General features: G+C 50.1%; 17 protein-coding genes. 3 read left to right on the top strand and 14 right to left on the bottom strand.

Annotation, left to right across the window (positions count from 1 at the left end; translation table 11 throughout):
* The 6 genes from METMK1DRAFT_RS04570 to METMK1DRAFT_RS04595 form a co-directional block, all read right to left on the bottom strand.
* A partial coding sequence (locus METMK1DRAFT_RS04570; RefSeq protein WP_009071311.1) for a DUF4322 domain-containing protein occupies window positions 1-244 on the bottom strand: 244 nt, incomplete at its 3' end.
* A 506-nt stretch (window positions 245-750) separates the two neighbouring features.
* Complete coding sequence (locus METMK1DRAFT_RS17440; protein ID WP_155812296.1) at window positions 751-921, bottom strand: hypothetical protein; 171 nt, start codon at window positions 919-921, stop codon at window positions 751-753.
* 306 nt (window positions 922-1,227) lie between these two features.
* Window positions 1,228-1,416, bottom strand: a complete 189-nt coding sequence (mcu7, locus tag METMK1DRAFT_RS04580) for a DNA-binding protein Mcu7 (protein WP_009071314.1) — start codon at window positions 1,414-1,416, stop codon at window positions 1,228-1,230.
* Between the two features lie 442 nt (window positions 1,417-1,858).
* Complete coding sequence (locus METMK1DRAFT_RS04585; RefSeq protein ID WP_009071315.1) at window positions 1,859-2,488, bottom strand: HAD family hydrolase; 630 nt, start codon at window positions 2,486-2,488, stop codon at window positions 1,859-1,861.
* A complete protein-coding gene (bax1, locus tag METMK1DRAFT_RS04590; RefSeq protein WP_009071316.1) occupies window positions 2,485-3,930 on the bottom strand; it encodes an endonuclease Bax1 in 1,446 nt (481 codons plus the stop codon). Before bax1 ends, METMK1DRAFT_RS04585 begins: the two co-directional genes overlap by 4 nt.
* On the bottom strand, window positions 3,917-5,248 hold the full coding sequence (locus METMK1DRAFT_RS04595) for a DEAD/DEAH box helicase family protein (protein WP_009071317.1): 1,332 nt from the start codon (window positions 5,246-5,248) through the stop codon (window positions 3,917-3,919). Before METMK1DRAFT_RS04595 ends, bax1 begins: the two co-directional genes overlap by 14 nt.
* Before the next feature lie 66 nt (window positions 5,249-5,314).
* Here METMK1DRAFT_RS04595 and METMK1DRAFT_RS04600 point away from each other — a divergent pair, with 66 nt between their 5' ends.
* The gene (locus METMK1DRAFT_RS04600; RefSeq protein WP_009071318.1) at window positions 5,315-6,238 is read left to right on the top strand and encodes an MBL fold metallo-hydrolase; all 924 of its coding nucleotides are present in this window, start codon (window positions 5,315-5,317) and stop codon (window positions 6,236-6,238) included.
* On the opposite strand, the gene METMK1DRAFT_RS04605 is transcribed toward METMK1DRAFT_RS04600, so the two are convergent.
* The 3 genes from METMK1DRAFT_RS04605 to METMK1DRAFT_RS04615 are packed head-to-tail and all read right to left on the bottom strand — an operon-like array spanning window position 6,222 to window position 7,885.
* The gene (locus tag METMK1DRAFT_RS04605; protein ID WP_009071319.1) at window positions 6,222-6,959 is read right to left on the bottom strand and encodes a VIT1/CCC1 transporter family protein; all 738 of its coding nucleotides are present in this window, start codon (window positions 6,957-6,959) and stop codon (window positions 6,222-6,224) included. The two genes, METMK1DRAFT_RS04600 and METMK1DRAFT_RS04605, sit on opposite strands and share 17 nt — an antisense overlap.
* A 41-nt stretch (window positions 6,960-7,000) precedes the next feature.
* A complete protein-coding gene (locus METMK1DRAFT_RS04610; protein ID WP_009071320.1) occupies window positions 7,001-7,480 on the bottom strand; it encodes an AAA-associated domain-containing protein in 480 nt (159 codons plus the stop codon).
* Between the two features lie 24 nt (window positions 7,481-7,504).
* Entirely contained in the window at window positions 7,505-7,885 is a 381-nt protein-coding gene (locus tag METMK1DRAFT_RS04615) for a hypothetical protein (RefSeq protein ID WP_048087417.1), read from the bottom strand.
* Window positions 7,886-8,146: 261 nt separating this feature from the next.
* Here METMK1DRAFT_RS04615 and METMK1DRAFT_RS04625 point away from each other — a divergent pair, with 261 nt between their 5' ends.
* Together METMK1DRAFT_RS04625 and METMK1DRAFT_RS04630 are read left to right on the top strand one after the other, a co-directional pair.
* Window positions 8,147-9,418, top strand: coding sequence for an APC family permease (locus METMK1DRAFT_RS04625; RefSeq protein ID WP_009071322.1), 1,272 nt, complete (start codon window positions 8,147-8,149; stop codon window positions 9,416-9,418).
* 36 nt (window positions 9,419-9,454) lie between these two features.
* Complete coding sequence (locus METMK1DRAFT_RS04630) at window positions 9,455-9,883, top strand: PaREP1 family protein (RefSeq protein ID WP_009071323.1); 429 nt, start codon at window positions 9,455-9,457, stop codon at window positions 9,881-9,883.
* Between the two features lie 72 nt (window positions 9,884-9,955).
* On the opposite strand, the gene METMK1DRAFT_RS04635 is transcribed toward METMK1DRAFT_RS04630, so the two are convergent.
* The 5 genes from METMK1DRAFT_RS04635 to METMK1DRAFT_RS04645 form a co-directional block, all read right to left on the bottom strand.
* Window positions 9,956-10,372, bottom strand: coding sequence for a hypothetical protein (locus tag METMK1DRAFT_RS04635; protein WP_009071324.1), 417 nt, complete (start codon window positions 10,370-10,372; stop codon window positions 9,956-9,958).
* Window positions 10,362-11,099 carry a winged helix-turn-helix domain-containing protein gene (locus tag METMK1DRAFT_RS04640; RefSeq protein WP_009071325.1) on the bottom strand — a complete coding sequence of 246 codons (738 nt, stop codon included), beginning with the start codon at window positions 11,097-11,099 and terminating at the stop codon, window positions 10,362-10,364. Before METMK1DRAFT_RS04640 ends, METMK1DRAFT_RS04635 begins: the two co-directional genes overlap by 11 nt.
* Entirely contained in the window at window positions 11,078-11,227 is a 150-nt protein-coding gene (locus METMK1DRAFT_RS17445) for a hypothetical protein (protein ID WP_155812297.1), read from the bottom strand. Before METMK1DRAFT_RS17445 ends, METMK1DRAFT_RS04640 begins: the two co-directional genes overlap by 22 nt.
* A gap of 37 nt (window positions 11,228-11,264) precedes the next feature.
* Entirely contained in the window at window positions 11,265-11,447 is a 183-nt protein-coding gene (locus tag METMK1DRAFT_RS18140; RefSeq protein ID WP_172634096.1) for a hypothetical protein, read from the bottom strand.
* 171 nt (window positions 11,448-11,618) lie between these two features.
* The gene (locus METMK1DRAFT_RS04645) at window positions 11,619-14,213 is read right to left on the bottom strand and encodes a COG1361 S-layer family protein (protein ID WP_009071326.1); all 2,595 of its coding nucleotides are present in this window, start codon (window positions 14,211-14,213) and stop codon (window positions 11,619-11,621) included.
* Window positions 14,214-14,232 lie beyond the last annotated feature (19 nt).

Genomic DNA, 14,232 nt, shown 5'->3' on the forward strand with positions numbered 1-14,232 from the left:
TCCTCACTTGTTCCAAGAGTTTCTCAATAACTTCCACCCCTTGCTCCTCCACGTAATTCCTCACGGTCTGTGGGGACACGCCGTACGCCCTCGACTTGCTTTCCACCGAATCGTTCCATAAACACGCTGAGATGAGGGTTCTCGCCACCTCTTCCCCTCTCTTTCCCTTGAAGTTCAGCATGGAAAGTAATTTATATCCTATTTGTTGAACGTTGTTTTGGTGAGGGAGTACCGGTGTTACCATCTCACTTACTCACGTGGTAATACCACATCTCCCTCACCTTAAACCTTTCTTCAACTGAATTCTTAATACTCTTATAAATCCTGTTATCTGCCATGAATCGATATTATTCTGTCAGAATTATTTTTCATAATATGATTTTGGGTCTACCGTGAAAGGGCGAAGCTTCCTGCCTCATTGCCCCGTCGTGCCAAAGAGTAGAGGGCGGAGCTCCACAGGCACTACGTGCCTTCCCGGCCCTGAAGTTACGGAACCGGGTCTATGCAAGTACAGACTGATGATGGAGCAAGATGTTACCTCACCAAACCTCGCCTAGATGTTTTAGCGACGCTTACCTCCTCCGTGACTGCCACTGGGAGAGTGCAAACCAAATTGATATTTAGATACCAAGAGCCTATTCATCCGCGCCTCAGAGACGAGAAGTTTCGCTTTGCCCTTAGACTGTAACTCTTTCACGTAACTACTCGTTATTTTCAATTTTCTAAATATCGTTTTGACGTCGGTCATGTTCATGTAGTATTACCCAAGAATTCTCTCTTGATGATCTCCCTAACTGATGACGGGCACTGCTCACGAGGAAGGGAGAAGTTGGATGGGTATTGAAGTTTCCCTCGACTAGCCCCAAGGACTTGAGGGTGAGCGTGTATGATCCCTTCTTCAACCACTTCTAATTCCACCACGGGCACCCCTCTTGTAAGTTACGCCACGGGTAAACACCCCTCTTCTATAAAACCAATAATCGTTCTATGATTAATTCTTGATTTGGGATATTACTCAATATAGCATTTTATCCGTTTTGATGATAGAGAACATTCTACATGAAAATGCTGAGATCAGAGGACGGTGGATCCTACCCTCTGGAGAGCCCAATCCAGTTGAGATGCTAGTCCAAGTGAGCTCGGATTCTGCAACAGAAGCTCATCTCCCCATCTTAAGAACAGGGGTAAAATTATAGATAAAGAAAAAAGAAAATTGAATTCAACGCCTTATTTCTTTCCTATCATGTTCAGCAATTCCTTAGGTGCGTCCTTCTCGCTGACTGCGCCCCTACCGGTCTTTCCATTGTCGTCGTATGTAAAGGACACCATCTTGCCTACTTTCCAGACCTTCTTTACTTTGGATATGTCTACCTCTAGGTCTTGACCCTTGTACTTGAACTTTATTTTGGTTGCCATTGAACCCTTTTACGCAGTTTACGTTTATAAGCCTTGCGTTACTCAGGTAAGTACTACTAATGATATTACCTCAAACCAATCAACGGGTTTAAGGTGCAAAATTTTAAGATGTAATGACAAATAACAATTCGCCAGATATAATATACAAAGTGAAACGGAGAAATTATTGGGACGTATTTCTGTTCGGCATTATGAGGAGGGTACTTAGAAGTAGTTATGGGACTTTCCCTTAAATGCCGCCCTCTGATCAAGGCGAAATCTAATAACTGCTGTCCTATACTTGGTTGACAATAGGTAGAACCTGGGTTGATGAAAACTTCAGCTACGTTAAAGTCCCCTAACTAGTGATTTCCGATCCTGAGGTTTGACCCCACTTGTCAGGTAATACCGCAAGGGTCGTATGGGCCTTTCATCAATGAAGTTATTTCAACAAGGTAAGAGCTCATCTATCTAAATCGAGGGAGTTGATGACCTCACACAGATCATTCACGACTATGGCTCCTTGGCCTTTCGCCTCGCTCAGCTCGAGATTGAGCTCCCCTCTGACGAGAAATATCCTCCCTAGACCAGCACCACTGTAAGCCTGGAAATCGTATAGGGTATCGCCCACTCCGACGCTCTCCCTGGCCTGACAACCCAGGATGGAGAGGGCGTAAAGTACGGGAAAGGGATCGGGCTTCCCCTTTGGAAGATCATCCCCTGCCACTAAGAGGTCTGGCTTTATGCCGACTACGTTCAAGGCGACTCTTGCTGACCTCCTGAGGGAGGAGGTTATTACTGAGACCTTATATCCCTTCTCCCTGGCCTTCTCCACAAGTTCTCTAGAACAGGGTAGGGGATTGGCCTTCTTTGGAACTAAGCTCTCGTAAATAGAGTTCTTCAGCTCGTACAGCTCCAGGTATCTCTCCCCGCCCAGAACCTTAGCTATGTCCAGCGTCTTCCTTCCCATGAGTAGATTTAGATCCACGTCCACCCGAATCCCTAACTCCTTCAGGGCTATCTCCCACGCTTCCTTGTGGAGTAAGGCTGTGGAGGTGAGAGTGCCATCCAAGTCCAACAGGAGGGCCCTCATTTGACTACTATCGCCTCCGTTATGCTTTTCCACTTAACCTTATAACCTAACCTTTCCAGGACATCCGCTATGAACTCTCCATACTTGGAGACTAGATCTTGGAGGCTCATTCCAGTGAAGTCCTCCTTGGAAAGCTTCTCAAGTAGGTCCTCCCTGACGTAGTAGTTCCTAAGGAGTACGTACCCTGGGAACTCCTTCAGGTTCTTCCTCAGTGTCTGTTCGGACACGTTGTACTTGGCAGCCAGTTCCTTGATCGGAATCACATCTGAACCGTCCAAGGAGTAGTCCAACGGTCTAGAAGGAATCAGGCCCTCCATCTCCTTCAGCTTGGAGTAAACCTTGACGGCGTCGATCTTCCTCCTGTAAGTCACAACAGGCAAGCCCATGATCTTTCCGGACCCGGTCTCCTCGTTCACTATGACCAGGAGGGGAACGTTGGTGGACTTGAGTTTACTTACCTTCTCCTTTAGGTACTCCTCAGTCCAGAAACCCACTACCTCCAAGAACACCCTCAACCCGTCCTTCTCCACAGCGAAGTCTGGTAGGAATATCCTTCCGTTCACGACAATGGGCCCCGGCTCCCTCTCGATCCTCCAGTCTGGAGCTACCCTTCGAAAGGCCCAGAAGAAGTCCTCCTCCACTGAGCTGTCGAAGTTCTTCCCTTCCGGGTAAGTGGAGGATATGAGGTCGAAGTCCCCCAGCTCCAAGGAGTAAACCCTCCTGTTCCTCTTTCCCAATATCACTTCCGCTTCAATCCTCCATGTGGGTGCTGAGACCGCGTAGGGAACTAGGAGAGCCAGGTTCCTCCCATACTTCTCGGAAGGCTTGAGGAGAGTATAGGGTCCCATCACCTCCACCCTCACTGGGTTGGGATATGCGAAGTACATGAGACCCAGTCTCTTCACTGTCCTGATGAACTCCTTCCAGTTTCCACTGAGAGTGAAGGTCACCTTATAGCTCTTGAAGAGGATCGTCTGGAGCAAGGAGAGGTTGTACTCCTTTATGACCTCCTCTGGGGAACTTATGTTGACTGCCCTTATCACCTTGCTCTCCTCCATGTCACTGTACATGTACTTCTCGGCGTTTATCCCAAGTCTCTCTGAGACTTCACTGATTCTCCTGGCCCTCTCCTCTGCCGTGAGCGCTGGTCCGGCCGAAAACAGTTCTGACCTTATCCTCCTGGGATCCAACGGACTCTCGCCCGAGAGGTCCAGGTGTCTCATTATCACTCTGTGAATGCCTCTCACCAACTTGGCAGACTTTGTAGTCTTGCCGTAGGCCCTCTCCAATAGTTTGACGTCCTCTTCCACCTCACCCAGTGTCCTTCCCGGTTTATACAGGCTCAGCATTTCTTCTATTAGGTCTAAGTGGGGTTTCCCCGCGAAGAGGGGAACTATCTTGTCCCCGCTGATCTTGAACCTGGCCAACTCACTTGGTAGCACTTGACCTCCTCCTACTCAGGCTGTGATCCATAGTACCCTTGGTCACAATCTCCACCAGTGTTGCCACCTTACCCTCCTTCTTCCTGAGGATCCTCCCCAGCCTCTGCAACATCTGCCTGGAAGTTCCGTAACCTCCCAGAATTATCCCTACACTTGCGTCTGGAACGTCTACTCCCTCATCGAAGACGTTAGACGCCACTATGACCTTATATGTACCGTTCCTGAACTTCTCAAGGATCTCCTGTCTCTCATCCTTGGGGGTGAGGTAAGTCACTGCTGGAACCAGGTACTCTCTGGAGACCTTGTAGGCCATGTCAACGTCCCTGGTGAAAATTATGGTCTTCTCTCCATTAAATCTAGTCAACAGCTCCCTCAGTTTATCCAGTTTAGCCCTGGAGTTTACGGCCAGCCTCATGGATTCGTGCCAGGCCAGGAGTGCCTCCCTGGCCTCCCTATCCCTCCCCGCCATGAAGACTACCTTCTGAAAGTCACCAGGCCCAGTCATCCTTATCTTCCTCTTTTTCAAGAAATCGGTGAACTTCTTTCTAAACCTATCGTAAAGCTCCTTCTCCTCTGGAGTCAACTCCACATAAACCTTCTCCACCCTGAACTCAGCTAAGTACTTCCCGGCCAACTGTGAGGGGGATATCCTGATAACTACTGGCCCCACAATATCCCTGAGGAACACGTGCCTCCCGTCCTCCCTCTCGGGAGTTGCAGTTAGTCCCATCCTATATGGGGAAGCTGTTAGCTCACCGACGTTTATGTAACCCGTGGAAGGGAGGTGGTGTACCTCGTCGAACACAATGAGGGCGAACTTGTTCCCCAGTTGCTCAACCTTGTTGTAGGCCGAATCGTAGGTTATCACTGTTATCCCCCTCACTGTGTCCTCACCTCCTCCCACCATCCCCGGCTCAACCCCTAACGTGTCCTTTATCCTTTCAGCCCACTGACTCAGAAGCTCCAGAGTAGGAACCACAACTAGAGAAGAGACCCTCAGGGTCGAGATGGCCTTTATTCCCACTGCGGTCTTTCCAGCACCCGTGGGGAGTACCACTATCCCTCTCCTTCTGACCATCCATGACTTCAGGGCCCTCTCCTGGTACTCCCTCAACACCAGCTTGTCTCTGATTAGAGGGAATGGGATCAGGTCCAGAACCCTGTCGTCTACCTCAATTCCTGCCTGCTTGAAGTAGTTGAGCACGTCCCAGTACTTATAGGCTGGTGAGGCGTAGGCCTTTAGATCATCGCTCCACTTGAGGCCTGGGGCGTAATGATCGCTCAGGAGGAGACCCCGGAAGTACTTTAGTGTTACCAATCTTCCCTATATTAGGTTTTTGACTCAGGGCTAAAAAGCTAAAACCTCGAGAGGTATTATTACCTTGTGAGGATAGAGCCCATAGCGTTTGAAAGTTTAGGAGTCAGGTCTCAGGCCACCATGGTGGAAACCAAGGATTTGAGGATCTTCGTTGATCCAGCGGTCTCCCTAGCTCCCAGAAGGTACGGTCTCCCTCCTCATCAGGTTGAGGTGGACAGATTGAAGGAACTCGCCAAGAAGATTGTGGAGAAGGCCAGGGAGGCCGACGTGATAGTAGTAACTCATTATCACTACGACCACCACGATCCCGGTTACGTTGTTCCCAAGGAGATTTACCAGGGGAAGGTGGTCTACATTAAGGATCCCAACAGTTTCATAAACCCAAGCCAGGGCAGGGTGAGAGCCCCTAAGTTCCTGAGGAGTATAGGGGGACTCCCCAAGGAAGTGTCCCCAGCAGATGGCAAAGAGTTCAGGGTGGGTAATACCAGAATTCGATTTTCCCGTCCAGTACCTCACGGAGCCGACGTGAGGTTAGGGTACGTAATTCAGGTAGCCGTATCCGATGGAGATGGCACGGTCCTCTTCACGTCCGACGTAGAGGGAATGCCCAGCGAGCAACACGTTAAGTTCACCTTGGATGTGAAGCCAAACTGGATAATAGTGGACGGGCCTCTGAGTTATCTTCTGGGATACGCTCTAACCGAGGAACAGCTACAGGCCTCGTTGAGGAACTTGGAACTCGTGGCGAAGAACGGGCTAAGTACCTTGATAGTTGATCACCACGTCCTTAGGGACCTCAATTACAGGATCGTGCTGGCGAACCTTTACGGGTTAGCTCCCTCGTCAGGGGTCAAGGTGATCACTGCAGCAGAGTTCCTGAACAGACCGGTAGAACCCCTGGAAGCTAAGAGGAGGGAACTCTTCAAGGAAGACAACAGACCGGCCAGGATCCCAAGGGATCTGGCTTCTCTACTTAGGGCAGGAAATTAGCAGGTATGAAGAGGGAGATCAAGTAACCTGCAACATAACTTCCTACCAGTGCTATTAGACCCGTAGAGACCTGTTCGAATGCCCCCTTCCACTTGGGGAGTCCGGTGTACTTAGTGGAAAGGATACCGAAGAAGGATAAGGTGGTTACTATCAAGAGGCTTGAACTCAGCAGGGCGTACTGAAAGTTGAACCCCAGATACGTGTCGAGTCCGAACGGGATCAGCGGGATCAACCCCCCGATCACCAAATACAAGGCCATCAGTAGACCAAGCTTAGCGGGAGCTTCGAACTCCTCAGGGAATATCTTCAACTCGTGGATCATCATCTCGTTCAGGACAACTCCCTTATTCTTCAGAAGGATGTCGGCTATCTTGGAGGACTCATCCCTCGATATCCCCTTGCTCTCGTAAAAGGAGATCAGCTCCTCCCTCTCCTTCTCCGGGAAGTTATCTATCTCATAGCTCTCCTTCCTTATCTCGTTCTGAAAGACCTGCATCCTCACCCTCGTAGAGATGAACTCTCCTATCCCCATGGAGAAGGCCTGCGCCACAGTGGCGATCAGCCCAGTGACGAGGACTATCAGACTGGAGTGAGAGAAACCTGCTGCACCTAAGGCTATACTCCCGACACCAATGAGTCCGTCCTGTATCCCAAAGACCTTAGTCCTAAAGACGTCGGCCTCACCAGTTTTATGCTGTATCTGCTCCGGTTTCTCCTCCATGCTAAAGCACTGGCAGGGATTTCATAAAAACCTTCCTTGGATTACGCCCCATCGTAGTTGACTCTAAACCTCTCCTCGTCCACTCTGGAGATCAGACCGGAATATACACCCCACTCCAGAAGGATGAGCTGGAGCTCGTAGAGACCTTCTGGCTTGTTGTAGGCCTGAATGCCCTTCTCAGCCAACGCTTCCCTCAGCTTCTCCAAGGTGAAGACCTTGAGCTCGCTGGCCGTCTTAAAGGGTTCCGTCTTTAGGAGACTCTCCCTCAACATCTCCTTCCTCCTCTTTATGTTAGACTTCAGGAACTCAGAGCCCTTGTCCGTGATTATTATATCACCGTCACCTACAGTGACGAAACCCATGTAGCTCGCTGCGTAAACTATGGGCATCAGATCGTCCACGTCTACCTCCATCTCCTTCTCCAGCTCATATAGGTCAGTCTTTCCCTCGAAGGTGTTCTGGAGAACGCTGAGTAAACCCAATAGATCCGCTATTCTTGCACTTGAGTCGATGACATTCATACCAAAACAGTAGTATGATAACGACTATTTCAAACTTTTCCAGGTCCACTTCTTTCTCTTAACCTCTCTAGCGTAGAGGACCAGATAGGTCGCTGGAAACACGTAGAAGCCCAGAACCATGAGTACGTCGAGCAGTGAGAGGCGAAGGTCTGATCCAAACTGAAGGAGAGCGGAGAGGTGAGCCTGTGACAGGGACGAGGAGACGATGGCCAGAACTCCCATCAAGGCCCCAATCCCCTCAGCGATCCTATTCCCCCTCTCAACGAGGTAAGTTAGAACCAGGAGAACGAGGATGACTACGTAGGTAGATATCGTCAGTCCCAAGGGGACTGATCCCATAAGCAGGGAGCCACCTAAAGCCAAACAAATGGAGGAACTTAGCAGGAGTACGGAGAGTGGCTTCACATGTAACTTGGTGATTAGGCGGGTTATATACTTCTGGGGGTTCGGGCTTCATTGAATTTTCATGAATTTATATCCAATTCTCAGCCCTTGGGCTTCATCAAGGTCACGGGGAAACTCGTTACTCCCCCCTTAGCTAGGCAAGATGTGAAAGTCAGAAGGAACATGAGGGTCAGCATCCCTCATAGAACTGATGAAGGTGAACGTGAGGCTCGACCTGTACCGGATACCAAAGCTTAAATTGGGCTACTTGACTCGAATTATATGGTTAGCCTATCCAGAAGGTTGCAGTTGAGGAAGAACAGTCTTTCCACGCCCTTACTGTTCTCGCAATCTCTCAGTTCCATAGCCCCATTGGGCTCTGTAGCGGCTTACCTGACCTTTGCCTTGGCTCAAGCAGGCCAGCTCACACCGTTGGCTGCCGTAATAGGTGTACTGCTTTACGGAGCTTGGGTCGTCATCGCCTATCAGTACTCCAAAGAGGTGGAATCTGTTGGAGGAACTTATCAGTTCGCCAGGGAGTCCCTACCCAGAATTCTGGCCAGCGTGACAGGTTGGCTCTACTGGGGAAGTTACATGCTCTTCATCATATCTACGAGTTCTTACCTCTTGGGAATAGTCATCCCAATGACCCCTTTACCTCCCTCCCTCCTTCCGCCCCTGCAGTTGGGATTACCCCTGATGATCCTCGGCGTCATGCTCACTGGGGTGAGACCGCCCCTCTATTACACCCTTGTGACCTCAGTCCTTGAGATCCTGGTGATCTTCGCCCTAGGTGTCCTCGTTCTCACAAGGACGGGGTTGCCCTCCATCTCCCTGGGCGTATCCCCCCTTGAACTGGCGTCCGGCTCGTTGGCCGTGTCTTACACCGTGGCTGGAGGAGGTGCCTCATTTTTCTTGGGGAAGGAGGCTGTCAGGGGAGGAAGGGCTGTGAGTAGGGCTTATCTCTCGGCTTTCACCTTGGCAGCCGTAAGTGTGGTGTTCGCCGCAACCTATGAGGTCGCTGCCGCTGGGGAGAATCTGGGATATCTCATAGACTCGGGTTTTCCGGGACTGGCTATAGCCCAGGAATATGCTTGCCCCGGCTTTGAGAGGCTCATGCTAATACTCACGGTAAATAGCCTCATAGGATCTATTATTGCTGCGTATTCAGCCCTGTCTCGGCTCACGACGGCCCTGGTGAGGACGGACTTGGCAAGATCAGTGCTCCTGATTGCCTTAATATATCTTGGCCTGAGTTCAATAGGTCTAGCCACGAACAATTTCTTCGGTGTCTACGAGGACATGACCGCAGGTTCGCTTTTCTCCCTGTTCTTATCACACACGCTACTCTCGGCGGGATTTCCCTTCTTTTTGAAGAGGAGGAAGGCACTCAAGCTGTGGAAGGTGATCTTGAGTTCCCTCTCGGTTTTCGTTATGATACTAATGATCGCGTTTACCGCCTTCAGCCTGGGTGAGACCTCCTCAGCGGGTATCGCGGCAGTGATAGTCTTCTCCATCCTAGGCGTCATACACGCCGGGAGTAATATGCCATGAACTCTCTTTTAAGCCCAGGGTGGTAAGTAAAACCTTGTGAAGCTCGTAGAGGCCATACTTGAGATAGGAAGAGAGGTCGCAAGGGAAGAAGCAAATGACGCGGTGGAGGGAAAGCTTGACGCTGAGGAAGTAGTGAAGATAAGGCTAGACACTGCGGATTTCTATTTAGAGCAGGCAAAGGTAACAATGGATCATTCCCACACGCTAGCCAGCGAGATGCTGTTCAGGGCGGTAGTGGAGGGGATCAAGGCGTTGGGAGACTACTTCAGGATTGAGAGGGAATTGAGGGAACTTCCCACGTATCTCTCTGATATACTGGGCGATTGGGTAGAGAACGCTTGGGAAATAGGGAAGAGGCTCCACTACGACGGTTACATCTTTGAGTTCATGCAGAAGGACGACGTACTCAGCTACATGAAGTTCGTGGAGGACTTCCTGAAGAACTGTAGACTGGCCGTGCTTTGAGGGATCGTCGTGTTGGGTTATTCTCAACGAGAACCCTTGATGGAAAGACCAGGGACTAGGAAAAGTTTTCCTTCAATTTTCTCTTGAATAGAATATAGTCACGCTGAGGTTACCTTGAATCATGGAGAGACCCTCATACGAGGGGGTAGTCCCGGTGAAATACACGATGACCTCGTATACACCCCTGTGTAACTTAACCTCCTCAGACTCCGAGGAGAGGGTCAATACCACGGTCTTCTCATTTCCTCTGCCGGGAAGGGGTTGGAATACCACTATGACGTACAAGGAGTTCAAGTTTAAGTTTCCCTTGTGGATGACCACGGTGTAATATCCCTCCTTGTCCACGACCAACGTCTCCGACACGTTGTAGCTGAAGGCGGTGGGGGAGGGATGGGAGGGGGTTATGGTGGACGTTATAAGCTTGACTGAGGAGAAAGCCGTGGCCCCCAGAGATAAGACTAGGAGGATGAGGATGACGCTATTTCTCATTATCCCTCACCACGTATTTCACCTTTCCTCTCTCCCTTATCTCCTGAACTATACCCATGTTAACGAGTCTCTTCACTCTCCTGTAAACTGTGGTTCTGGGCAGGAGGGAGAGCTCTGATATCTTGCTTAGACTATCTGCACCGGACTTTATGGCATTCAGTATCTTTACGTCCCTCTCGTCAAGTTGATCTGGAGGAGTCATTTGAGGGGTTGGTCTCCTTCTCCATAGGAGATAAGCCATGTAGGCTGAGATGCTACTACTGATCAAGGTAGTGTACACGTAAGGGTTCAGGACCAGTGAACCTTGATCTGGAACGACATAATATAGGACGGTTACGTTCCCGGTGGCAAAGGTAAGGTTGAGGTAGCCGTTCTCCTCTTTCACCGAAGTAGGAGTAGGGTTCAGGTATGTTATCCTGGAATTGAGGGGGAGCAACACGTAGGTTTCTGTGACGTTGGGCTCCTGGAGCTCCACAACCCCCCTCGACTGGGTAACGAAGGTAAGGGTTCCAGGGAAGTTCGTTGGCGCTATCAGTTGACCTGTCCTCATGACGTCGCTGACGGGCGTAATCAAAGTGAAATTCTCAGGAAACTCAACCCAACCCCTCGAGGGAAAGTAGAACAACACCGTCCCGTTATAGAAGAACGTTGCCCTGACACCTGCACTAGCCAGGGGAATCAATCCCAACGCTATTATCAACGCCATCACCGTGAGCCTGCCATGCATGCCAAGAACACCGCGAGACCTGCAGCGAGGAGGATAAATAGGTAGAGCAAGCCTGCCAACAGGATGGATAATGGGGAATAAGCTGGAGAGAGGAACAACGCCAACCTAAATAGAGCTTTTACTACCACAATAGGAATAGTGTGTGGTGAAATATAAAAATAGTGTTTATCCGTGGCGTAACTTATGCTCTTCAATCACTTTTGAACACGTCACGGGCACCCCTCCTGAGGGACATACGTGGTTATCCCCAGATCGTTGGGGCCAGTCGAGGGAAACTTCAATATCCTGCCCACTCAACTTCTCACCCCCATCCTTGTGAGCAGTGTCAGTCATCGGTTGGGAGATCATCGCACGAAAATAGAAAGTAATACTATCAGCAGTTATTAGATTTTGCCTTGACTTCAAGGCGACACCTAACGAAAAATCCCATAACTGGTGTACTATCTAAACATAACTCGCATCACGATGAGATTTAAAAGTAATTAGGCGTGATTAAAGGTCACGTAAAAAGCTATAGTCTCACTTCTTCCTTCTCCTAAGCACTAGCAGGAGAATCACTATGATCACCACAACGATCACTATGCCCACGTAAAAGAGAGGATTCTGAGCTATGACAGAGGTCAGCGGAGGAGTCACCTGCACCTGGAAGTGATCGTTTTGCACGAAGGGCACGAAGGAACCAGTCTGGTTCCACACGAGGGTTAGAGTTAGGGGATAGTAACCTGGGGAGGCCCCACCACTCACGTCAACCACGTAGGTTAGGTTAACCTCCTGCCCTGGAGAGATGTCGCCTAAGCTGGTCTGGGAAGCGGTCAACGCCTGTAGGGGGTTTGAGGAACTAACGTGAGGATATATCACGTCCGATGTACCGAGGATTGCCCTCACGTTCTTTGCTGTCACATTACCTACGTTTTTGAGGACTATGGTTATGGGGACATTGGTATCACCAGGCTGAAATGACGGGTAGATGACCTGCACTATGGTGAGGTTAGCTTTGGGGTAAACAGTGAGAGTGTAACTCTTCAGGTAAGATCCCCCGTCGTAGTTCACAGAGAAGGTTAGCTTGTAATTCCCGGGTGCAGTTCCGTCAGGGACGTTGATCAAGAACGTGACATTAATTGGAGTGCCTGGCGGGATATCACCTACAGTTAGGTTTCCTTGGGAGACCAATGGGAAGGGAGAAGAGAGGGTGACGTAGGCATTCTGGGCGGTAGCTTCGCCGTAATTGGTCATGACTGCCTCGACTTTAACGTCGTAGAAGCCTGGGAAAACTTGAGGTGGTACGGTGAATATTGAGAGCGAGATCTTTGGTGGATAGATAACCACGGGGACATAGGTAGTCAGATTCACGTCACTGTAGTGAACTATTACAGGGACGTAATACGTCCCCGGTGTAGCGTTAGGATACACGCTAGCAGTTATAGTTCCCTCGTTGAGTTGGCCTGCAGGGATTATTCCCAACTGTAGGGAGCTCTGAGTGAGAGCGAGGGGATACTCGTCCCCAGGGAAGTACAGCGAAACGTTGAAGGCGTTGACGTCTCCCACGTTCCTCACCACGAAGGTTAGTGGAAGGTTAGTTTGGCCTGGAGCTGCGGTTATGGGGGATGAAGGAGAGCCCCACAAGCTCGACACAGAGAAGCTCTCGTATCCCACTACTGGAACCGTGATGAAGGTCTGGATCTCCTGGCCTGAGAAGTACTGGATTAGGGCTGGGAGTTGGTAGATTCCTGACGTGGCGTTAGGGTAGACTGAGGCGTAAGTGGTGATCTCCACCGGCTGGCCTGGAGGGAGGTAACCCACGTTGAGGTAGGACTGCATGAACTTGATGGGATAAGCTGAGGTCAGGAGGAGTGAGACGTTGGAGAGCATAACGTTCCCTTGGTTATCTAGAATGAGCGTCACTGGGACGTCGTTCTCACCTGGTGCCACGAGTTGAGGTGAGGTTGGGGAACCCCAGACAGCCTGAACGGATGCCTTAGCGTAACCTAGGACATCTATTGGAGCGTAGACCGTCCTCTCTGTGGAGAAGTAATGAATCGTGATAGGGACATAGTACACGCCTGGAGTGGCGTTAGGATAAACCGAAGCTATCACCGTGGACTCCGAGTAAAGACCAGCGGGTATGATACCTAGATAAGCCGAGCTCTGGAGGAAGTGGATTGGGAAGTAGTTCTCCGGTAACGTGATGGAGACGTTTACGGCATTGACGTCACCCAGATTGTTTATAATGATAGTTAGTGGAACTCTCGTGGATCCTCCTGCAACAACTTGAGGATCGGTGGGAGAGCCCCACACCGTTGTCACGGAGAAGTTCGAGTATCCCGTCACAGGGACAGAAACAGTTACGGGGATCCTGGAGTTCGAGAAGTACTGGATTAGGGCTGGGAGTTGGTAGATTCCTGACGTGGCGTTAGGGTAGACTGAGGCGTAAGTGGTGATCTCCACCGGCTGGCCTGGAGGGAGGTAACCCACGTTGAGGTAGGACTGCATGAACTTGATGGGATAAGCTGAGGTCAGGAGGAGTGAGACGTTGGAGAGCATAACGTTCCCTTGGTTATCTAGAATGAGCGTCACTGGGACGTCGTTCTCACCTGGTGCCACGAGTTGAGGTGAGGTTGGGGAACCCCAGACAGCCTGAACGGATGCCTTAGCGTAACCTAGGATGGCAACGGATGCATTTAAGGTCTCATGAAAATGAGAGAAAATGAATATTGGGCCTGCCACTTTCAGGCTTATGTTGTAGACACCGTTACTGGCGCTGCCATTTATGTTGTAGTAATATATTACGTGGATTGCTTGCCCTGGAGCCCACTGAATTACCGATACATTCTGCGAATCATTATAATAGTGGATCAGGGAGAACGGATACACACTAAACGCTGAAACGTTGACGTTGTAAAGGGGAAAGGTGTTGGCGTTAATCAGAGTGAAATTAATGGGGACGTCGGTCATGCCTGGGGCCAGAGGCTCCTCAAGAGGTTCTGCTATCATTATGAAGTGGAGCTGTGGTGAGCTGATCGCCCTTCCCACAAAGCCTCCCACAGGAACAGATAAAAAGGATAGGAACAGGAACGCCAGGAATATTATAGAAGTTATCGTTGACCTGAAGTCCATAGTCAAAAAGATATATCTT

This window comes from Metallosphaera yellowstonensis MK1, from assembly GCF_000243315.1.
GTDB classification, from domain to species: Archaea; Thermoproteota; Thermoprotei_A; order Sulfolobales; family Sulfolobaceae; genus Metallosphaera; species Metallosphaera yellowstonensis.